General features: G+C 32.8%; 18 protein-coding genes and 1 rRNA gene. 16 read left to right on the top strand and 3 right to left on the bottom strand.

Translation table 11 applies throughout. The features are described 5' to 3' along the window. Nucleotides 1–60 precede the first annotated feature (60 nt). Nucleotides 61–873 carry a J domain-containing protein gene (locus tag T537_RS13065; protein WP_242839165.1) on the top strand — a complete coding sequence of 271 codons (813 nt, stop codon included), beginning with the start codon at nt 61–63 and terminating at the stop codon, nt 871–873. A 111-nt stretch (nt 874–984) separates the two neighbouring features. After that, complete coding sequence (locus T537_RS0106720; protein WP_027438409.1) at nt 985–2,199, top strand: LL-diaminopimelate aminotransferase; 1,215 nt, start codon at nt 985–987, stop codon at nt 2,197–2,199. 146 nt (nt 2,200–2,345) lie between these two features. Here T537_RS0106720 and T537_RS0106715 read toward each other — a convergent pair whose 3' ends face one another. Both T537_RS0106715 and T537_RS0106710 read right to left on the bottom strand, forming a co-directional pair. Next, nucleotides 2,346–3,170, bottom strand: coding sequence for an exodeoxyribonuclease III (locus T537_RS0106715; protein WP_031556819.1), 825 nt, complete (start codon nt 3,168–3,170; stop codon nt 2,346–2,348). Nucleotides 3,171–3,216: 46 nt separating this feature from the next. Continuing rightward, nucleotides 3,217–4,494: an HlyC/CorC family transporter gene (locus tag T537_RS0106710; protein WP_027438411.1), complete on the bottom strand. Its 1,278-nt coding sequence runs from the start codon at nt 4,492–4,494 to the stop codon at nt 3,217–3,219. A 176-nt stretch (nt 4,495–4,670) separates the two neighbouring features. Here T537_RS0106710 and T537_RS0106705 point away from each other — a divergent pair, with 176 nt between their 5' ends. From T537_RS0106705 to T537_RS0106685, 5 genes are all read left to right on the top strand, one after another. Next, nucleotides 4,671–5,678 (top strand): deoxyguanosinetriphosphate triphosphohydrolase, encoded by a 1,008-nt coding sequence (locus T537_RS0106705; RefSeq protein ID WP_031556816.1) that lies wholly within the window; start codon nt 4,671–4,673, stop codon nt 5,676–5,678. A 35-nt stretch (nt 5,679–5,713) separates the two neighbouring features. Continuing rightward, the gene (dnaG, locus tag T537_RS0106700; protein WP_031556815.1) at nt 5,714–7,474 is read left to right on the top strand and encodes a DNA primase; all 1,761 of its coding nucleotides are present in this window, start codon (nt 5,714–5,716) and stop codon (nt 7,472–7,474) included. Nucleotides 7,475–7,708: 234 nt separating this feature from the next. Beyond that, the gene (gene rpoD, locus T537_RS0106695; protein WP_027438414.1) at nt 7,709–8,818 is read left to right on the top strand and encodes an RNA polymerase sigma factor RpoD; all 1,110 of its coding nucleotides are present in this window, start codon (nt 7,709–7,711) and stop codon (nt 8,816–8,818) included. 24 nt (nt 8,819–8,842) lie between these two features. Beyond that, entirely contained in the window at nt 8,843–9,556 is a 714-nt protein-coding gene (locus tag T537_RS0106690) for a class I SAM-dependent methyltransferase (protein ID WP_051555001.1), read from the top strand. Nucleotides 9,557–9,596: 40 nt separating this feature from the next. Further along, on the top strand, nt 9,597–11,207 hold the full coding sequence (locus T537_RS0106685; protein ID WP_027438415.1) for a nucleoside kinase: 1,611 nt from the start codon (nt 9,597–9,599) through the stop codon (nt 11,205–11,207). Nucleotides 11,208–11,274: 67 nt separating this feature from the next. Here the strand turns inward: T537_RS0106685 and T537_RS0106680 are convergent, their stop codons facing one another. Then, the gene (locus T537_RS0106680) at nt 11,275–12,135 is read right to left on the bottom strand and encodes a prephenate dehydrogenase (RefSeq protein ID WP_051555002.1); all 861 of its coding nucleotides are present in this window, start codon (nt 12,133–12,135) and stop codon (nt 11,275–11,277) included. A gap of 233 nt (nt 12,136–12,368) precedes the next feature. Here T537_RS0106680 and T537_RS0106675 point away from each other — a divergent pair, with 233 nt between their 5' ends. The 9 genes from T537_RS0106675 to T537_RS0106635 form a co-directional block, all read left to right on the top strand. Further along, a complete protein-coding gene (locus tag T537_RS0106675; RefSeq protein WP_027438416.1) occupies nt 12,369–13,478 on the top strand; it encodes a bifunctional glycosyltransferase family 2/GtrA family protein in 1,110 nt (369 codons plus the stop codon). Next, the gene (locus T537_RS0106670) at nt 13,471–14,454 is read left to right on the top strand and encodes a phosphodiester glycosidase family protein (protein WP_081775493.1); all 984 of its coding nucleotides are present in this window, start codon (nt 13,471–13,473) and stop codon (nt 14,452–14,454) included. Before T537_RS0106675 ends, T537_RS0106670 begins: the two co-directional genes overlap by 8 nt. A 27-nt stretch (nt 14,455–14,481) precedes the next feature. Beyond that, nucleotides 14,482–15,561: a hypothetical protein gene (locus T537_RS0106665; RefSeq protein WP_027438417.1), complete on the top strand. Its 1,080-nt coding sequence runs from the start codon at nt 14,482–14,484 to the stop codon at nt 15,559–15,561. A 194-nt stretch (nt 15,562–15,755) separates the two neighbouring features. Next, on the top strand, nt 15,756–17,312 hold the full coding sequence (locus T537_RS0106660; RefSeq protein ID WP_031556807.1) for a putative polysaccharide biosynthesis protein: 1,557 nt from the start codon (nt 15,756–15,758) through the stop codon (nt 17,310–17,312). 102 nt (nt 17,313–17,414) lie between these two features. Beyond that, nucleotides 17,415–19,877, top strand: a complete 2,463-nt coding sequence (locus T537_RS0106655; protein ID WP_027438419.1) for an ATP-dependent Clp protease ATP-binding subunit — start codon at nt 17,415–17,417, stop codon at nt 19,875–19,877. A gap of 86 nt (nt 19,878–19,963) precedes the next feature. Then, complete coding sequence (locus T537_RS0106650) at nt 19,964–20,377, top strand: hypothetical protein (RefSeq protein WP_027438420.1); 414 nt, start codon at nt 19,964–19,966, stop codon at nt 20,375–20,377. A gap of 90 nt (nt 20,378–20,467) precedes the next feature. Further along, nucleotides 20,468–21,838, top strand: a complete 1,371-nt coding sequence (gene radA, locus T537_RS0106645) for a DNA repair protein RadA (RefSeq protein ID WP_027438421.1) — start codon at nt 20,468–20,470, stop codon at nt 21,836–21,838. 21 nt (nt 21,839–21,859) lie between these two features. After that, on the top strand, nt 21,860–22,495 hold the full coding sequence (locus tag T537_RS0106640; protein WP_027438422.1) for a methyl-accepting chemotaxis protein: 636 nt from the start codon (nt 21,860–21,862) through the stop codon (nt 22,493–22,495). Between the two features lie 481 nt (nt 22,496–22,976). Then, a 16S ribosomal RNA gene (locus tag T537_RS0106635) occupies nt 22,977–23,134 on the top strand; the annotation flags it as partial.

The following is a 23,134-nucleotide window of genomic DNA, read 5'->3' as shown; positions in this document are numbered from 1 at the left end:
TAAAAACTAAATTAGTTTTAACATAAAGTTAATAATTGATCGTAAAAAACGGAGTGAATTATGCAAGAAAATTATAAGACTAATTATTATGGCAATTCTAATATTGAGAATTATGCCAAGAATGTTGCGGTCAGAATTGCTATGGCTTCAGGCGTAAATGAATTTGATGATGCTAACCTAGAAACAAATCTTAAAGATAAGAATATAGCTCAAATTAAATGGAAAGATGATACATATAGAAGTGTCAACAAAAGTGCTGTTAAGAAAGAAGTTAACACATCAAATATTGAGACTGAATATAATAATGTGACAGAGAAGATACAAGACGAGGAAGTTAAGTTTACATCTGACCCTGAGACGATTAAGACGCACGATAAGACTAAAGAATTTAGAGAGCTTAGTGAAAAAGAGCAAAAAAAATGGCTTTTTACAGAACATGTGCGTCTACAGGAATTAGATAAGACACTAGAGGATGAACGTAATCTAATTGATATTCAAAAGCATATGCTAGAACGCCAACAAAGTAAGAATATGCTTCTTAAGCAGCAATTAGAGAATCAGAAAAAATTATATGACCAGAAGTGGCAGATATTAGAAAAACAAAATAGACAATTAACAGTTGATAAGGAACGATTTGAAAGAGAAAAACTTGTTTTTAAGGACAAGGTATATAGAGAAGCAAGAAAGACAATGGTTAATGCTGATGGGGTTAAGATATTCTTTAAAGGAGTGCATGATTTAGAAACTCTAAAAAAGAGATATAAGTCCCTAGCTAAGATTTATCATCCTGATAATATGAGTGGTGATAAGGATATTTTATTAGCAATTAATACAGAATACGAGAGATTATTAAGATTTTATCTTGATGCTTAAAGCTATATTAGAAGCAAGACTTTATATATTAAGGTCTTGCTTTATTTAGTTGCAACTAACCTTTTGTGGCTTTATAATAATTTCATTGTAGTAAAATGTTAGGAGGACTCTATGTTTAAGATTAACGAGAATTATTTAAAGCTTCCAGGAAGTTATCTTTTTTCAACAATTGCTAAGAAGGTTAACACATATCAATTAGCTAATCCTGATAAGGAAATAATTAGACTTGGTATAGGAGATGTAACTCTTCCTTTATCACCTGTAGTAATTGATACTCTTCATAGTGCAGTAGACGAAATGGGTAAGAAAGAGACATTTAAAGGTTATGCACCAGATTTAGGATATGAGTTTTTAAGAGATGCAATTGCAGATTTTGATTATAAGAGACGTGGAGCTGATATAAAGGCTGATGAGATTTTTATTTCAGATGGTGCTAAATCAGACTCAGGTAATATTGGTGATATTTTTTCTGTGGACAATAAGATAGCAGTTTGTGATCCAGTTTATCCAGTATACGTTGATACTAATGCAATGGCAGGTAGAACAGGAGATTACCTTCCAGATCTTGGTAAGTGGTCTAATGTAATTTATATGCCATGTACTAAAGAAACTAATTTTGCACCAGAATTACCAAAGGAAACTCCTGATATTATTTATCTTTGCTTCCCTAATAATCCAACAGGTGCAACAATTACAAAATCAGAATTACAGCGTTGGGTAGATTATGCCAATAAGGTTGGCGCAGTTATTATTTATGATGCAGCTTATGAGGCATATATTTCAGAAGATGATGTAGCACATACAATTTATGAATGTGAAGGCGCAAGAACATGTGCTATTGAGTTAAGATCATTCTCTAAGAATGCTGGATTTACAGGAACAAGACTTGGCTTTACAGTTATTCCTAAGGATTTAAAGTGTGGAGATGTAATGCTTCATAGTCTTTGGGCTAGAAGACATGGCACTAAATTTAATGGTGCACCATATATTATACAAAGAGCTGGTGCAGCAATTTACACAGAAGAAGGACAAAAGCAGACTAAGAGCATGATTGATTACTATATGAATAATGCTAAAGTGATTTTAAAGGGTCTAACAGATGCAGGTTACACAGTTTCAGGTGGTGTAAATGCTCCATATATTTGGTTAAAGACACCAGATAATATGACAAGTTGGGAATTCTTTGATTACTTATTAGAAAAAGCTAATGTAGTAGGTACACCAGGTTCAGGATTTGGTCCAAGTGGTGAAGGCTACTTTAGACTTACAGCTTTTGGTTCATATGAGAATACAATAAGAGCAATTGATAGAATTAAGGCATTATAATTAATGTATTATAATAAAGAATATCTACAATATTAATATTTATGATATGAATATTTATGATATGAATATAATAAAAGCTAGGAAGATATTTCTTCCTAGCTTTTTTATATCCATTAATTACTATCTATTAATTACCATCTAATAAATTAATTAAGCTCTAAGAAAATTGGAGCATGATCTTGTCTTTCCCCTGAGTCAATCATTTCAGAGGAAACAAGTCTTTCTTTTAATCTATCACTAATTAAAAAATAGTCAATTCTCCAACCTGAGTTGTTTATTTTACTAGTTTTAATTCGCTGTGACCACCAAGAATAACATCCCTTTTCATCTGGATGAGTATAGCGGAAGCTATCTGTAAAGCCTTTAGCTAATAGATTAGTAAAGCCTTCTCTTTCTTCATCAGTAAAGCCTGCTGACATATGATTAGATGCAGGGTTAGCAAGATCAATTTCTGTATGAGCTACATTGTAATCACCACAGGCAATAACAGGCTTTTCTTTATCAAGATTAGCTAAATAGTTAGCATAGCATTTATCCCATTCTTGACGCTCTTTGAGGCGCTTAAGGCCATCTCCTGCATTAGGAGTATATACAAGGTTAAAGAAATAATCCTTTAGTTCAAGGGTAATCATTCTACCTTCATCATCCATAGTTTCTGGGGCACCAATCTTAGGGAAATCTGCCTTAACATCCATGCCCTTCTTATATAAAACCATAGTTCCAGCATAGCCCTTTCTTGCAGGTGGGCATGAACTTACCCATTCATAGTCATAGTCAGGGAAGAAGTCATTAAGTGCAGCTTCTTGTTTTTTATTCATACCTGTTGTTGGAAGTTTTGTCTCCTGAATTGCAATAATATCTGCATCTTTACTTGCAATTGTCTTTAAAACTTCTCTTGTAAGAACCGCTCTATTACTATCACTTGTAATGGCAGCGTTTAATGAATCTATGTTCCAAGAAATAAATTTCATGAATTATGTCTCCTTTAATTTTTAATATTTAGAGCCTACTGACTGATTATTTTTTAGAATCTTCATTCTTTGTTGTATCAAGAAGTTTTAAAATAATAGATTCAGCTCTTTTTGTAGAGGCTTTTTCTATAAATAACCAGACATTATCAATTGTTAATTTATCGCCAGCTTTTGGAATTCTATCTAATTTTTCAAGAATTAATCCACCAATAGAGTCGTTATCTTCTGATTCAAGGTGAAGATTTAGGTAATCATTTAAATCATCTAGCTTAAATGAAGCATCAACACGATAAGTGTTACCTCGAATCTTATATATACCTTCCCTTTCATCAGTATCATATTCGTCTCTAATTTCGCCAACAATTTCTTCAAGTAAGTCTTCAGTTGTTATCATACCTGCAGTTGAACCATATTCATCAAGTACGATTACAATACTTGTTGAATTAACTTGCATTTCGCGGAATAATTCTGAAGTGTTTTTTTGTTCAAATGTATACCGTACATCTCGCATAATATTACGTATATTAAACTCACCATTTTGAGGAGTGATAATTAAATCCTTAATATTTAAGATACCAATAATATTATCTGAGTCCTTCTCATAAACTGGTAATCTTGTGTACTGTGTCTCTCTAAAAACTTCTAGAACCTCTTCATAACTTGCATTTACATCAACTAATTCCATATCGATTCTTGGAATCATAACATCTTTAGCTGTAGTATCGCCAAAATCAAAGAGATTATAAATGATTTTTCTTTCATCGGATTCAATAACCCCTTCTTCGTGGCTTACCTTAACAATAGTTCTTAATTCGTCTTCAGTAATTTTACCATCTGCCGAATCGTCTTTAATTCCAATAAGTCTAAGGAAAAATCCAGAGATATTATCAATTATCCATATTACTGGTGTGAATACAAACATAAGAGCTCTAATAATTGGAGCGTATAAAAGAGATAATTGTAAACAATATTTAGTTGCAGCATTCTTAGGTGTTATCTCACCAAAAATAAGTACAAAGACCGTTAATATACCTGTTGCAATACCTGTAGCAAAATTTCCCCATACTCTAATTGTAAAAGTTGTAACAAGAGCAGAACAAGAAATGTTTACAATGTTATTTCCTACTAAAATCGCACTTAGCATTTTAGTCTGATTATCAAGAATTTTAGTTACAAGAATAGCTTTTTTATTATTCTCATCTACAAGTTTTCGTAATTTAATCCTATTTACTGTTACAAAGGCAGTTTCTGCAGATGAGAAAAAACCTGAGAGTAAAAGTAAAACAATAATAGTTATTAATTGGATCGTACTATGGGAATCCAAAATTAGTTCCTCCTAAAAAATATTTTTAATTAATTGTACGGTTTTATACTAGATAAGTCAAGGAATATACAATTTCAAAAAACAATTTGAAAATAAAAAAGGAAATAAAAACTTCTTGTTGAATAAAGTAAGTGTAGGGTTTTTTAAATGTTTATTCAGAAAGTGAAGGTACTAATATGAATATTCGAGAAAGACAGGAACAATTAGAGCATGAAATTCTATCTCCCTTTGCTTCATTTTCAGACATGTCTAAGGGAAGAGATAGATATGAGGAAGCATGCGATATAAGAACAATTTATCAAAGAGATAGGGACAGGATTATACACTGTAAATCTTTTAGACGACTTAAGCATAAGACACAGGTTTTTCTTGCACCTGAAGGGGACCATTATAGAACAAGGCTTACACATACCTTAGAGGTTTCCCAGATAGCAAGAACTATAGCTAGAGCCTTAAGACTTAATGAAGATTTAACAGAGGCAATCGCCCTAGGTCATGATTTAGGACATACACCCTTTGGACATGCAGGAGAAAGGGTGCTTAATTCAATCTGTCCCCTAGGATTTGCTCATTTTAGACAAAGTGTTAGAGTGGTGGAATTCCTAGAAAAAGATGGTAAGGGATTAAATCTAACTAAGGAAGTTAGAGATGGTATTCTAAATCATAGAACCTCAGGTAATCCTAGTACACTTGAGGGAAAGGTAGTTCGTCTCTCGGATAAGATTGCTTATATTAACCATGATATTGATGACGGTATTCGGGCAGGAATTATTTCAGAGAGTGACATCCCTAGAGAATTTACAGAGATACTTGGTAATACCACAAAGCAGAGGCTTAATACTCTTGTTAATGACATCGTTATTAATAGCCTTAATGAGAATGGTATTTTTATGTCTGATAAAGTGGGGAAGGCCATGAAGGAATTAAGGGAGTATATGTTTACTAGTTTATATTTAAATCCTGCTGCCAAAAAGGAAGAGGAAAAGGCCGATAAACTAATTACAGAACTTTATGAATATTATATCCACAATATTGATAAGCTACCAATTAATTATAAGAAATTCATAACTGATTTTAATCAGAAGGAAGAACAGGTGGTATGCGATTATATTGCGGGAATGTCAGATCAATACTCAATAATGAAATTTAAAGAGATATTTGTTCCAAAGTCATGGAAAGACTAGACATTGCTAAATTTTTATGAGAGGTCAACAAATATATGTACTCACGTGAAGTAATAGAGGAAGTACTTAGTAAAACTGACATTGTAGACCTAGTATCAAGTTATGTTAAACTAAAAAGAAGTGGCAGTTCCTATATGGGTTTATGTCCATTCCATAATGAAAAATCACCATCCTTTAGTGTATCAGGCCAAAAGCAGCTTTATCACTGTTTTGGTTGTGGTAAAGGTGGTAATGCAATAACATTTGTTATGGAATATGAGAATTACACATTTTTAGAAGCTGTGGAAATGCTAGCTACAAAGGCAGGAGTAGCATTGCCTGAACAAAAATACTCCTACGAAGATAGAAAAGACAAGGATATAAAGACTAAGCTATTAGAGATAAATAAAATAGCAGCAACATATTATTATCACTGTCTAAAATCAGAACAGGGTATTTCAGGACTAAATTATTTATCTGGCAAAAGAGGGCTAGATGATAAGACAATTACAAATTATGGATTGGGTTTTGCACCAATATCCTCAGGGGGCTTATATAAGCTTCTTAAAGAAAAAGGTTATACAGATGATATTTTAAAGGAATCTGGCTTATTTACCTACGATGCAAAAGTTCATGAGAAATTTTGGAATAGAGTTATTTTTCCAATAATGGATGTTAATAATAAAGTTATAGGATTTGGTGGACGAGTTATGGGAGATGCCAAACCAAAATACTTAAATTCACCAGAAACTAAGCTTTTTGATAAAAGTAGAAATCTTTATGGATTAAATGTTGCAAGAAGTTCAAGAAAAGGGAACATGATTATATGTGAAGGATATATGGATGTAATATCTCTTCATCAGGCTGGCTTTACACAGGCAGTGGCATCCCTTGGAACAGCGCTAACACCGGGACATGCAAGACTACTAAAAAGATATACAGATACTGTACTTATAACATACGATTCTGATGAGGCAGGAACTAAGGCAGCACTAAGAGCCATTCCATTGCTTGCAGAGGTAGGGCTTAATACTAAGGTAATTAATATGAAGCCTTATAAAGATCCAGATGAATTTATTAAAGCACTTGGAGCAGATGCTTTCCAGGAAAGAATAGATAAGGCAACTAATAGCTTTATGTTTGAAGTATCTATTGTAGAAAAAAGATATAATAGATCAGATCCAGCAGAAGAAACAGCATTTGAAAAAGAAGTTGCTAATATGTTCTTACGATTTAGTGAAAAGCTTGAAAGGGACAATTATATTAAGGCAGTATGTAATAGCTTTGTAATACCTCTTGAGGGAATGCAGATGATGGTTGCTAACCTTGGAAATAAGATGGGAATTGTAAATGGCGCTAAATATAATGCAAGTGAGCCGAGTACAAGCGCTCCAAAAAAGAAAATAGAAAGTGGAGTAAGACAGGCAGAAAAATTGTTACTTACATGGCTTATTAATGATGTATCAATCATAGACAAGATTTCCAATGTTATAAAGCCTGAGGATTTTATAGATCCTCTATTAAATTCTGTTGCAACAAAGCTTTATGATCAGATAAAAATGGGAAATCCAAATCCTGCTTTAATAGTAGGAGATTATACAGATGAATCTGATGCAGCAATAGTAGCAAGTCTTTTTTCTTCTGATTTAGATGAGAATTTAAGTAAGCAGGAAAGAGAAAGAGCGCTTAATGATATTGTAAGAAAAGTTAAGAAAAACAGCTTAGATACTGAGTTTAATACAGTTACAGATGCTATAAGAATGCAAGAAATAATTAAAGAACAACAAAAACTAAATGAGATAAACATTAGATTATAAAGAAGGAAAGGGGTATTAAATACCATGGCAACAAAGAAAAAGGAAGAATTAGTTGAAGAAGAAGTAAAGACAACAAAAAAGACAACTGCTAAAAAGACAACAAAGAAGTCAGAGACATCAGAGGAGACAAAAAAGACTAAGACAACAAAAAAGACAACTACTAAGACAGATGAAAAAAAGACAACTGCTAAAAAGACAACAAAGAAGTCAGAGACACAAGAAGAGTCTAAGAAAATGACTAAGGAAGAGCAGCAGGCTAAATTTGTAGAACGTCTTGAAGAAATTGTTGCAATTGCAAAAAGAAAGAAGAATGTCCTTGATTATCAGGAAATTATGAATCATTTCCAGGATGTTGAGCTTGAAGCAGAAGGCATGGAAAAGGTATTTGAATATCTAGAGAAGAAGAATATCGATGTTAAGATGAATGAAGACGAAGACGATGATGATGATTTATTACTTGATGATGACGACGATATCGATATTGAAAAAATTGACCTTTCAGTTCCAGACGGTATTGGTCTTGATGACCCAGTAAGAATGTACCTTAAGGAAATTGGTAAAGTACCTCTTTTATCAGCAGATGAAGAAATCGAATATGCTAAGAGAATGGAGGAAGGAGACGAGGAAGCTAAGAAGCGTTTAGCAGAAGCTAACTTACGTTTGGTAGTATCAATTGCCAAAAGATATGTAGGACGTGGAATGCAGTTCCTTGATCTAATCCAGGAAGGTAACTTAGGTTTAATTAAGGCTGTAGAAAAATTTGATTACACTAAGGGTTACAAATTCTCAACATATGCAACATGGTGGATTAGACAGGCTATTACAAGAGCCATTGCTGATCAGGCTAGAACAATTAGAATTCCAGTTCATATGGTAGAGACAATTAATAAATTAGTTAGAGTTCAAAGACAGTTACTTCAGGAATTAGGTAGAGAACCAAGCCCAGAAGAAATTGCAGAAGTTATGGATTTACCAGTTGAGAGAGTTCGTGAAATCCAGAAGATTAGCCAGGAACCAGTTTCTCTTGAAACACCAATTGGTGAGGAAGAAGATAGCCACTTAGGTGACTTTATTCAGGATGATAATGTTCCAGTTCCAGCAGAGGCAGCAGCTTCAACACTTCTTAAGGAACAGCTTGTAGAAGTACTTGGAACACTTACAGAAAGAGAGCAGAAAGTATTAAGACTTCGTTTTGGTATGGACGATGGAAGAGCAAGAACTCTTGAAGAAGTAGGTAAGGAATTTAACGTTACAAGAGAGCGTATTAGACAGATTGAAGCTAAGGCTTTAAGAAAGCTAAGACATCCAAGTAGAAGTAAGAAGTTAAAGGATTACCTTGACTAAGATTAAAAAGATTTTTGGAGTTTTATGAAGGTTAATATTTCTAAGAGATTAAAGGCTGTAGCAGAATCTGTTAGTGAATGTGAGGTTGTGGCAGATATAGGTTGTGACCATGGTTTTTTACCAATTTATCTATTACTTACTAACAGAGCTAAGAAGGCTATAGCTATGGATTTAAGAAAAGAACCTGTAAGAAGAGCTGGCGAGCATATCGCCAGCTTTAATTTATCAGACCGTATACAAACAAGACAGTCTAATGGATTAGAAGGACTTAAAAAGGGCGAGGTCGATACAATAACAATTACAGGTATGGGCGGAATGCTAATGAGAGATATTCTAAAGGCTGGTAAGGATAAACTAGAATATGGCAATAGATTTGTATTTAGCCCACAGTCAGATGTTGATGCATTTAGAAAATATCTAGATGATAATGAATTTGAAATCACCAATGAACAAATAATTTTTGAAGCCCCTAGGTTTTATATGATAATAAATGCCACTTATAAAAAGGGTAGCAAAATGAACTTATCAGATTTAGAACTACGATTCGGTAGGGATTTTAATAAAAGGGATAGCAAAGTTTTGCAAGACTTTTTAAATAGAGAGATGTATAATAATGGTATATTATGCGGACAATTATCAGATGAAGTCAAAAAGGGGAATCTAGCAGTGGTTCCTAGATTAGAATATCTAAACAAGGAACAGACATTTAGACAAAAAGCACTTGATATGATTAAATAAGGCCCTTTTTTACTTATATGAATTACGTGGAGGTGGACTTATGAGTACATTAGTAGAATTAGTAGCAAAAAAACAGCAGGAGTTAGATGAAACTATTATTCTAGTAAAAGTTAATGGTAAATTAAAAGAAATTTATGATAAAGAAATTACAGATGAGAAGATAGAATATATAACAACTAAATCATCTATTGGAATTGATACATACAAAAGAAGTGTATTAATGCTTATGTTAGCTGCTTTTAATAACATAGATAAGAATAAGGAATATGGAAGTGTAAGAGTTGAATATTCAATTGCTAAAGGATTTTTTTGTGACACAACTAATAAAAAACCAATAACAGCCAAATTCTTGACTAGTCTTAAAAACGAAATGAATAGATTAGTTAAAGCGGATATGACTATAAATAAAGAGACTTATAGTACAAGTAATGCCCTAAAGCTATTTAAAGAAAAAGGCATGCAAGACAAGGTTAGACTATTTAATTACAGAAGAAGTTCTGTAATTAACGTTTATGAATTAGATGGATTTGTAGATTATTATTATGGCTTTATGGCTCGCTCTACAGGTATTTTAAAGTATTTTGATTTATACCAATTTGCCCATGGATTTGTGTTACAGTTACCAACAAAGGAGAATCCTGAGCTTGTTCCAGAATTTATTCCACAGATAAAGTTAGCTAATGTATTAGATCAGTCTACAAAGTGGGCACATATGCTTGATTTAGACACTGTTGGTGCATTAAATGATCATATAAGAGATGGTAATATTGGCTCTTTAATACTTGTGCAAGAAGCATTACAAGAGAAGAAGATAGTGGAAATAGTCAATCTAATAAAAGAAAGACCACAAACAAAATTTATTATGATTGCAGGTCCAAGTTCATCGGGAAAGACAACTTTTTCTCATAGATTATCAGTTCAGTTAATGGCAAGTGGATTTAAGCCACATCCAATAGCAGTAGATGATTATTTTGTAGAAAGAGAACAGACACCAATAGATGAAAATGGCGATCCAGATTATGAATGTTTGGGAGCAATTGATACTAAATTATTTAATGAGCATATGACAAAGCTTTTAAATGGTGAGGAAATAGAAAGACCAAGATTTAATTTTAAGACTGGTAGGAAAGAATATAACGGTGAAAAATTAAAACTTGGAAAGGATGATATTCTTGTAATTGAAGGAATACATTGCCTTAATGATAAATTATCATACACACTTCCAGTTGAAAGCAAATTTAAAATTTATATTAGCGCCTTAACTCAGTTAAATGTTGATGAACACAATAGAGTGTCAACAACAGATGGACGATTAGTTAGACGACTAGTTAGAGATTATAGAACTAGAGGGGCTAATGCTAAGAAGACATTATCTATGTGGGAGTCTGTAAGACGAGGTGAAGAAAGAAATATTTTCCCATATCAAGAGGAAGCAGATGTAATGTTTAATTCAGCAATGCCTTATGAATTATGTGTACTAAAACCAATTGCAGAACCTTTGTTATTCTCTATAAGAGAGGATGAACCAGAGTACCAGGAAGCAAAAAGAATGCTTAAATTCTTAGATTACTTCCTTCCGTGCAATGCGGATAATGTTCCAATAAATTCAATCTTAAGAGAATTTGTTGGTGGAGGATGCTTTAGAGTTTAACAAATAAAAACCAACCCAAAGGCTAGAAAAATCTACCTAAGGGTTGGTTTTTTACACATATTTATAATTATAGCTTTGGCTTATCTTTCTTATAATGTCTAGAAAATTCAAAAAGCGATGCCACATAACCTGGTGTCTGATTGTCTAAATTATTCTTAATTTCATTTAACACATCAATATATTGATCTAGTAGTTTTGAAATAGCAGTTGAATTACTAATACAAATCTGTTCCCACATTTCAGGAGAACTCTCGGCAACTCTAGACATATCTCTAAAACTACCAGCAGCAAGACATTGCATATGGTGTTCAGGATCATCATTTTCCGAAACCACCTTAACAAGTGCAGTTGATATTAAGTGAGGCAAGTGACTAATTCCTGCTACAGTTCTATCATGGGTTTCATAATCCATAATAAGTGGTGTGGCTGTAGTGTCTTTTATAAATTTTTGAAAACGTGATAATTGAGCCATAGTTGTCATTGCGGTAGGTGTAATAATGTATTTAGCATTATTTAGAATTGAAGAAGAAGAATATTCGTAACCTGTTTTTTCAGAACCAGCCATTGGATGACCGCCAATAAAACAAGAATCCATCCCAAGATTTGACACTTCTTTATGAATAATAGTTTTAACACTTCCTACATCAGTTACAATACAACCAGGCTTAATAATGCTTTTTAGCCTACATAAGTAACTTGTAATTGTAACAACAGGTGTGCAAAGAATTATGTAATCGCATTTACTAAAATTATCATCAAGACATTCACAAGCTAAATCAACAACTCCGTCTTCTTTTGCTTTAAGAATAGGCTCTATGCGTCTGCTTGTGGCCATAATCTTGTATGAATTCTTAGATTCTTTTAGTGCATGAGCAATTGAACCAGCAATTAGCCCAAACCCAATAAAACCAACAATTGTGTCTTCCATATCATACTCTCCATTTTTAATTTTTTTCCCTCTTAAATGCATAGATTATAGAGAAAAACTAATCTATGACATTTTAACACTTTAAAGCATTAATTGCAAACAGTACATATATAAAATGTGTGTTTATAATTTGTTGCATTTAAAGTACTTTTATTATATCATTCTATGGTGTGATTGAATAATACGAAGTATTATTTTTGGGAAAAAGAGGTTGTAGAAATGAGGAGTGAAGTATGAAAAACACAATAATTGTTCCATCATATAACCCTGATGAAAAACTAATAGACGTCGTTAATGGCCTAGTAAATAGGGGCTTTGATGATATCTTAGTAGTGGATGATGGAAGTGATAATAATCATAAAGAACCATTTAAGGTCGTTAAAGAGATAAAGGGTGTTACTCTTTTGGTTCATGAAGTTAATAAGGGAAAGGGAAGAGCCTTAAAGACAGCTTTTGAATATTTTCTAGCTAATCGAAGAGGTTATAGTGGTGTTATAACTGTTGATGGAGATAATCAGCATAAAGCAGAAGATGTGGAAAGATGTCTTGATTTAATGAATAGGGAAGATGTCCTAGTTTTAGGAGTAAGAGATTTTTCAAAGGATGATATACCTGCTAGAAGTAAGTTTGGTAATAATCTTACAAGTGGTATATTTAAGACATTTTGCCATTTAAAAATAACTGATACTCAGACAGGTCTAAGGGCAATTCCAACTAGATTTATTAAGCCTTTACTTGAAGTATCAGGGGAAAGATATGAATATGAAACTAATATGCTTCTTGCAATGAAGTCTCTTGAAATTCCTTTTAAAGAGCTTTCTATTAAGACAGTTTACATTGATGATAATGAATCATCACATTTTAATCCTATAAAGGATTCAATTAAGATTTATAAAGTTATTTTTGCATATTTTTTCAGATCAAAAGCGTTTAAATATACATTAAGTTCTATTACATCATGGATGATAGACAATATTTTATTTAATCTTATTTCATTCCTTTTACTTGGAATTTTAGTAGTTGACGCAAGAATACTAATAGCAACAGCAACAGCAAGAATTTGTTCATCAATATATAATTATTTGGTTAACAAAAACCTTGTATTTAATTCTAAAAATAATGGAATCAAGACCTTTGTTAGATATTATATCTTATGGTTAATTATCCTTTGTTGTTCTTTTGTAATTGTAGATGTGTTTGTAAGAATGTTAAATTTAAATAGCTTCTTTACAGGTCTTTGCAAGATTATAGTTGATTTATGCCTATTCCTTGCAAGCTACAAGGCTCAAAAACAATGGGTTTTTAAAAAAGAAGAAGTTAATGGAGAGTGTATAAATGAGTAAGAAAATTATAAGAAATATTTACAGAGTTGTGCTTACTGTTTTAGTTACACTAGCTATTTTGCTAGCCTTTCTTTATGGCGTTATGGCAATGTTAGTATATGGTCCATCAAAGACAGCTAGAACAGAATTTGTTCTTTCAGTTAGAGAGACATCAGCAATTGGTTTTTTAGCTAATATGTTTGTTTCTAAAGAAGAAATAGCTAAAATCGAAGAGGAGAACAGTATTAAGGATACAGAGGATATTACTGATGCAGGCCTTGTTAATACTGAAAGCCTTAAGGGCTCAGATAATATCGAAGTGGTTGATATTAAGGGAAGTTCATTTAAGGGTAAATTAATGATAGTAGATGACCCAAGCAGACTATTTGTTGGTACTGTAGAAACATTTTGCGAAGGTGATGGCGCTGTAGTTGCAGATATAGCTGCTAGATATGGTGCGGTTGCAGGTATTAACGGTGGTGAGTTTGTTGATGGTATAACAACATATACAGCTATGCCAGTTGGCCTTGTTATGGTTAATGGAGAAGTTCTTAATGGAAATGATACAGATACATATCATGTAACAGGAATTTCTAATGACAATAAATTGGTAATTGGTAATATGACTAAAGCAAAGGCAATTGAACTTGGAATAAGAGATTGCGTAAGTATTAGTAATACAATAGGCCCATTCTTAATTGTTAATGGAGAAATGCAGGATGTTTCAGGAACAGGCGGTGGCCTAAATCCTAGAACAGCTATAGGACAGACAGCAGATGGTAAGATTTTATTGCTTGTTGCAGATGGTAGACAGATAACAGGTATGGGAGCTACATTTGCTGACTTACAGGATATTATGGCTCAGTATGGTGCAGTTAATGCATCAGTAATGGATGGTGGTACATCAACACAGATGTATTACAATGGTTCAGTAATTAATAATCCATATTCACCAACAGGACCAAGATCTTGTCCAACAGCGTTTTTAATAAAATAAGATATTAATAATTAAGGGGAATTAAATATGGAAAATAAAGTAAATAAGAAGAGAAAAAAGAGATTTAATTTTAAAAGATTCCTTTTTATTTATTCAATGGTATTAATTGCAGTTGCAGTAGTAACTTTAGTGGTCCTATTTGTTTTTTTAAAGGACTATGAAAAAAGCATGCCTGTAAATGAAATGAAGACAATAGTTAATCAAGTAAAATCAGGTAAACTTGATAAGCTTATGAATAAATCAGACATTCAGTTTACAGAATTTGAGACAGAAGATAGCTTTAAAGAGGATGTAAAGGAATTAACAAAGGATAACGAAATTACATATTCTAAAAAGCTTGGTGAATATAGCGCACAAAATCCTGTGTATGTTGTAAAAGCAGGAGATACAGCAATTTGTAAGGTCGCACTAAAGACTAAGAAAAAGGGTGGCTTTTTTAATGAATGGCAGCTTGATAATGTAAAATTTGGCAGCTTTAGTGATGATAATGAATTAAAGATAAATGTACCAAGTGGAAGTAAGCTTTATATTAATGATGTAGAAGTTTCTGAAAGTTATCGCACAGAAACAGCAGTTAATTTTGAACCATGCCTTAATGTTTCAAAATATGTTAAAGCACCAACTAATGATGTTTATACAATAACTGGCTTAAATGTTGAGCCAGAAGTTAAGGTAGTTTTTAAAGATAAAGAACTTCAGACAGGCAAGGATAAGAATACAATCACTGCTTATTATCCAGAGGATGAATCAATTAAGGATACAGCCTCAAAGTTAGGTTTAGAAGTCCTTGAGTGTTATGGTAAATATATCATAAACAGAGGTAGCCTAGATACTTTATCTGGATATATGGTAGGCAAGGCAAGAAGCTATGTGGAGAATATTCCTGCTGTTTGGGCATTCCTTGTAGGTAAAAAATTTACATATGAATTTAGAGATGAGCAAACTAGCAATTTAAGAGTATATTCTAGTGATTGTTTCTCAATAGATGTTTCATGTAATCTATATGTTGATTGGACAGATGGTAATAAGACATATGAAACAGCATATACATTTACCTTTGTTAAAGTTAAAGACAAGTGGAAAGTCGCAGATTTAGAGGTTAAATAAGTCTAACGTAGTGTAAGTTAATTTTAAAAATAAAGCTCTATTATGGGGGAAACCTTATAATAGAGCTTTTTTATAAATAAAAGCTTAATTGGTATTAAAAAAAATTACATAATATGTTATTCTAATAATCGTTATAAAATGCGACAAAACTATTATTTTAAATAAAGCTAATAAAAACAAAGGAAGTATTTAAAATGGAAAAGAAAAACAACTTTTTAATTCATGGTGGAATACTTGCAATTGCAGGAATTCTAGTAAGGATTATAGGAATGCTTTATAGAATTCCTGTAGTTAATATAATTGGTAGTGAAGGAAATGGTATTTATGGAGTAGCATATAATGTTTACAATATAATGCTTGTATTATCTTCATATGGTTTACCAATGGCAGTATCCAAATTAGTCTCTCAAAGATTTGCTAAAGGAGAATACAAAAGTGCCAAAAGAGTATTTAATTACTCAATCACAATAGGAATAATAACTGGCGGATTGGCAGCAGCCTTCTTATATTTTGGTGCGGATTTTATTGAAAATGTAGTTTATTCAGGGAACACACCAGGTCTTGCGATCCCTTTAAGAATTCTTTCGCCAACAATATTTTTTGTAGCAATTCTTGGAGTAGTTAGAGGATTTTTCCAGGGCCAGGGAACAATGATTCCAACAGCAGTTTCACAGATTATAGAACAGATAGTGAATGCTGTAGTAAGTGTTCTTGCAGGATATTTATTAATGAATGCATATAAGACATCGGTTAATAGATCGGCATATGGTGCAGCAGGTTCTACACTAGGAACTGCACTTGGAGCATTATCTGCCTTATTATTTATGCTATTTCTTTATGCAATTTATAGACCAAGATTTAAGAAGATGGTAAAAAAAGATAAGCATACAGATAATCAACCAGCATCTAATATTTATAAGATTATTATCTGCACAATGATTCCTATTATACTTGGTCAGACTTTTTACCAGATTAGTGCAGTGTTTGATGATATTTTATTTAGTAATTTATCAAGAACAGTAATTGATAGTATAACAATTGACTTAGGAACATATAGTTCATGCTATATTTTACTTATTAGTATTCCACAAGGCGTGGCTTCTGCAATGTCAGCATCTATGTTACCAGCAATGGTTTCATCCTTTACAGAAGGGGACATAACTAAGGCCAAGGAAAAATTAAACAAGACAATAAAGACTAATATGTTTATTGCAATACCTTCATTTATAGGTTTAGTGGTATTAGGACAGGGTATTATAAGAATGCTTTTTTCTAAATATAATAGTTTAGAAGGAGCTACAATGCTTAAAATCGGAGCAGTATCTGTTGTTTTTTATACACTTTCAACAGTTTCAAGTTCAGCATTGCAGGCTATAGATAAGATGAAAGTACCAGTTTATCACTCAGCAATTTCATTATTAATTCATATAATTTTAGATTATATTTTACTAAGGTTTACAGGTCTTGGAATATATGGATTAGTAGTTGGTAATACATTATTCCCATTAGTAATTGCAGTTCTTAATTTTAAAACTCTTTATATGGAAATTGGATATAAGTTACCACTAGTAAAGGCATTTGCTAAACCAGTTATAAGTGCTGTTATAATGGGCTTTTTTGTATCATTTACATACACTCATGGATTAGATTTAGTAGGCTCTAATTTTGTAGCCGTAGTGCTTTCATTAATGGTTGCAGCAATTACATATTTTGGTCCATATTATCTATTAAAGAAAAAGACAAGATTATAGTTTAAAATATGTTTATTATTATTTAATTCTTTATTTGTTGGGATTTCTTAATTAACGTGATATAATAACTTTAAAAGTTTGATAAAAAAGAAAGGGATAAATATGTTGGGCAAATATACTAATAAAGCCAAAGAAAGCTTACAGCATGCTAAGGATATGGCCTCAATACTTGGCCATGGTTACATTGGCTCTGAGCATATACTCCTCGGCTTAATTAAAGCTGAAGATAGTGTAGCCTCATCAGTTTTAATAAATAATGATATTACAGAAGATAAGATAATAACATTAGTTAATCAGCTTATTGCACCTGATAATATTGTAAATCTTAAGGAACCAGCTGGCTTTACACCTAGAGTTCGTAGAATTATAGAGAATGCAGCTAAGGAAGCAACAAGATTTAATGCAGAATTAATTGGAACAGAACACATTTTAATAGCATTAATTAAGGAAACAGATTGCGTTGCAGCAAGACTTGTTAATACATTAGGTGGTTCAGTTAAGAAGATATATACAGACACACTTACATCTATGGGAATAGATTCATCTAAATATAAGGATGAATTTACACAAGGACGTAGGGCTTCTTCTAAGAAAAGTCAGACACCAACACTTGATCAGTATTCAAGGGACTTAACAGTGCTTGCAGCAGAAGATAAATTAGATCCAGTAATTGGTAGGGAGAATGAAATTCAAAGAGTAATTCAGATACTATCAAGAAGAACTAAGAATAATCCTTGCTTAATAGGTGAACCAGGTGTAGGTAAGACAGCAATAGTAGAAGGATTAGCTTTAAGAATAGTAGAGGGTAACGTTCCAGAGACAATTAAGAATAAGAGACTCTTAACTCTTGATTTATCAGCAATGGTGGCAGGCTCTAAATATAGAGGCGAATTCGAAGAAAGAATAAAGAGAGTTATTGCTGAAGTAAGAGCAGATGGCAATGTTTTACTTTTCTTAGATGAATTACATACAATAATTGGAGCAGGCGGAGCAGAAGGTGCTATAGATGCATCTAATATTTTAAAACCATCCCTTGCAAGAGGTGAAATACAGTTAATAGGTGCAACAACTCTAGAAGAATATAGAAAGCACATTGAAAAAGATGCAGCTCTTGAGAGACGTTTCCAGCCAGTAAAGGTAGAAGAACCATCAGTAGATGAAGCAATTCTAATTCTTAAAGGCCTTAAGGAAAAATATGAAATGCATCATAAAGTAACAATCACAGATGAAGCAATAACTGCAGCAGTTAAATTATCTGATAGATATTTAAATGATAGATTTTTACCAGATAAGGCAATCGACTTAATTGATGAGGCTTCTTCAAAGACAAGATTAGATGCTTTTGTAATGCCAGATGATATTAAGAAGCTTGAAAAAGAAATAGTGGAAATATCAGAAAGCAAGGAAGAAGCTATAAAAAAGGAAGCTTACGAAGAAGCAAGTCATTTAAAGAAGCAGGAAAGCAAAAAGAAAGAGAAATTAGAAAAACTAAAGGCTAATTGGGAAGAAGAAATGAAATCAAGCCATTTAGTTGTGGACGAGGATGAAATTGCTAATGTAGTAGCAATTCAAACAAAGATACCTGTTTCTAAAATTGCAGAAGCTGAATCTGAAAAATTAATGAAGTTAGAAGAAACACTACATGCAAGAGTGGTAGGACAAAGCGAAGCAGTAACAGCTATTTCTAAGGCAATTAGAAGAGGTAGAGTAGGACTTAAAGATCCTAATAGACCAATTGGGTCATTCCTTTTCCTTGGACCTACAGGTGTTGGTAAGACAGAATTATCAAAGGCATTAGCTCAGACAATGTTTGGAACAGAGAACTCTCTTATAAGAGTAGATATGTCCGAATATATGGAGAAGCACACAGTGTCTAAGCTTATTGGTTCACCTCCAGGATATGTAGGATATGATGAAGGCGGTCAGCTAAGTGAGAAGATAAGAAGAAACCCTTATTCAGTTGTTCTTTTTGATGAAATAGAAAAAGCACATCCAGATGTATTTAATGTATTATTACAGGTACTAGATGATGGCCATATTACAGATTCAACAGGCCGTAAGGTAGACTTTAAAAATACAATCATAATAATGACAAGTAATGCAGGTGCAGAGAATATCGTAGAACCAAAGAACCTAGGCTTTAATTCTGGAACAACTAAAGAACAGGATCACGAAAGAATGAAGGGAAAAGTAATGGACGAAGTTAAGAGAATGTTCAGACCTGAATTCTTAAATCGTATAGATGATATAATTGTATTCCATATGTTATCTAAGGAACAGATTGGAGAAATCGTAGATATTATGATAGCTAATCTAAATAAGAGAATTATGGAACAGATGAAATTATCTATAGAATTAGATGATAAAGCAAGAGAATGGTTAGCCAATAAAGGCTATGATCAAAAATACGGCGCAAGACCACTTCGTAGAACAATTCAGAATGAAATCGAGGATACTCTAGCAGAAAAAATTCTTGATGGAGAAGTAGGTATTGGCAATAGAGTAAAGGTTAGTGTTAAGGAAGATAAATTGCACTTTACACTAAAAAGAGGGAAAAATAAATAAAACCAATTTGTTAAATAGAATTATATAGAATTGGGATAATTAATATTGTATAATTTAGATATAAAGAAATATAGGAGGATAATTAAATGTCAGTTGTTAATGAATTACTTCGTTCAGAGAGTGATGGTACATTAAGTTTTGGTAACTACAAGTTGGATACTAAATCTAAACTATCTGATTTTGAGCATTTAGGCGATACTTATAAGGTAAAGACATTTAATGAAATTACTAAATTGGAGAGAAATGGTTCATTTGTATATGAATCAGTACCAGGAACAGCAGTTAGTAATTTTAAATTCACAGAAGGTGGTGTTGAGTTTAAGGTAGAAGGAGCAGAAGATGCACAGATTACACTTGAACTTGAAGAAGGTTCTTCCTACAATATTAAAGTAAACGGCAAAGATGCTGGTTGCATGGAGACTAATATGGGCGGCAAGCTTGTTTTGTCAGTTGGTTTTGAAGGAGATAATCCTGTAAGTGTAGAGATAGCTAAGGCTTAAGAGATTCAATTTAATATTAAATCTAAGGCAGTTTTAAAATGCTTCGTATTAGAAGCGTTTTGACTGCCTTTTATAAATTAGGGAGGTAATATGGCAAAGGCTAAAACAACAGCATTTTTTTGTAAGGAATGTGGAAACGAATATTCTAAATGGTTTGGACAGTGTCCATCATGTAAATCTTGGAATACATTAGTAGAACAGCCAGCACAAACAAAGAAAAGCACAAGTACAAGGGGAATAGTAAGCGCAATAAATACAGATGCAAAGATAGTTCCATTAAAAAGTATAGACCTAGAAGAAAAAGATAGAATATCAACAGATATGAAAGAATTAGACAGGGTTTTAGGGGGAGGAATAGTACAAGGTTCCCTTTGCCTCCTAGGTGGTGATCCAGGTATAGGAAAATCCACATTGCTTTTACAAATGTGTTATAACTTGGCAAATAAAAACATAAAAGTATTATATATATCCGGTGAAGAGTCCCTAAAGCAGATAAAACTAAGAGCTGATAGAATCGGTGAATGCAAGGGAGAATTAAATGTATTATGCGAGACCAATCTTAATAACATAGAAAATGTATTGACGGAACATAAACCGGAACTTGTAATAATAGATTCAATTCAAACAATGTTTAAAGAAGAAGTAAATGCAGCACCAGGAAGCATATCCCAGGTAAGAGAGTCTACACAGACACTTTTACAACTGGCTAAAGGGCTTAATATATCGATTTTTATAGTAGGCCATGTAACTAAAGAGGGGGTTGTGGCAGGACCAAGAATGCTTGAACATATGGTGGATACAGTGCTTTATTTTGAAGGAGATAGGTATGCATCATATCGACTACTTAGAGGCGTAAAAAATAGATTTGGTTCGACTAATGAGATAGGTGTTTTTGAAATGCAGGAAAAAGGTTTAGTAGAGGTGCCAAATCCGTCAGAATATATGTTAAATGGACGCCCAGAGGATTCATCAGGTTCTGTAGTAGTTTGCCTTATGGAAGGTACAAGACCTTTAATGGTAGAAATACAGGCTCTTGTGTGTGATTCTAATTTTGGTATGGCAAGAAGAACGGCAGCGGGAATGGATTATAATAGAGTAAATCTATTAATGGCAGTACTAGAAAAAAGAGCGGGAATTCATTTATCAGGAAGTGATGCATATGTAAATATAGCAGGAGGAATAAAGGTAAATGAGCCAGCTCTAGATTTAGGCGTAGTTTTAGCCTTAGTTAGTTCTTTTAAGAATAAGGCAATAGACTCCAAAACTGTTATATTTGGGGAAGTTGGTTTATCAGGAGAAGTAAGAGCGGTTTCCCAGGTACAACAAAGAATAAATGAAGCAATAAAATTAGGATTTGAAAATGTGATATTGCCAATGGTATGCTTGAAAAATATTAAAAATAGTGATAGAATAAATTTAATAGCAGTAGGAAACGTGAATGATGCAATAAAATTACTATAAATTTAATATTGGAGGGTGCGCATGGAAAAAGATGTACTTGCAGATGATTTGACAAGAATCCTTAATGGGCTTGACGATTCACAAGAACGTTTGGAAAAACACGCATTTGATGTTATTAATTCATCAGATACATCTCTAAATTTGGTTAAAGAAAGTATTTCAAGCGTAGAAGAAATTTTAAAATTGATTGAAACGTTAAACAACGTAGTTGAGGAATCATCAGCTAAAATTAGAGAATTAGAAGAATTATCAAGAAAAATTGAAGAGTTTGCAGGAGTAATAGGCTCAATTGCTAAAAAGACCAATATATTATCACTTAATGCATCAATAGAGGCAGCAAGAGCAGGAGAACATGGTCAAGGCTTTGCGGTAGTAGCAGGCCAAGTAAGAGATTTAGCAGCACAGTCAGCCAAATCATCAAAGTTAATTACAGATACTATTGTTCAGGTGCAGTCTTCAGTATCAGAAACAGTTACATCTATGAATACAATATTTGAAAATTCTAAGGTGCAAAAAGAGAAGGCAGATAGTGTAGGACAGGTTTTAAATAAAGTAGTGGATGCAGCGTATATAGCAAATAACGAAGCAAGAAATATAGAAAATGAAATAGCATACCAAAGAGAAATAACAGATCAGGCTAAGGATGTTTTAAAATAATAGTAAAGAGAAAAGGCATTTTAAAATAATAGTAAAGAGAAAAGGCATTTTAAAACAATAGTAGAGAGCAAAGACATAAAAAGCCAAAAAAGCCCTAACCAAGCGGTGTTGGGGCTTTTTTTAACTTCGAAAATAAATGTCTAAACAAAAGAAAAAGATTGAAATATAAAATATAGTAAAAAAATTGCAGAAAAAATGCGAAAAAGGTGTTGACATAATAAAAGGGAGGTGATATTATATACAAGTCGCTGCGATACAGCAGCAACACAAAAACAAAACAAAGCCAGTAAATACAAGGCTTTGAAGATATAGAACCTTGACAACTGAACAGAATGACAACCTTGAAAATTCTTTGAAAAAATTCAAGCGAGTTAATCAATCGTTAAACATAAGTTTAGAAATGATTATCCTTATAACAGTAATGTTAAACGGAAACGAAACTATTAAGCTAGTTCGTTCAGAACTAAGCTAAGGTAAAACTTTTTATGAGAGTTTGATCCTGGCTCAGGATGAACGCTGGCGGCGTGCTTAACACATGCAAGTCGAACGAAGCAACTTATCACGATTCCTTCGGGATGACGATTTGTTGACTGAGTGGCGGACGGGTGAGTAACGCGTGGGTAACCTGCCTTATACAGG

The sequence above is a fragment of the Lachnospira multipara LB2003 genome (genome assembly GCF_000702205.1).
Lineage (GTDB): Bacteria > Bacillota > Clostridia > Lachnospirales > Lachnospiraceae > Lachnospira > Lachnospira multipara_A.
The sequence above is the reverse complement of the archived record's forward strand: the minus strand, read 5'-3'. Positions and strand labels throughout refer to the sequence as shown.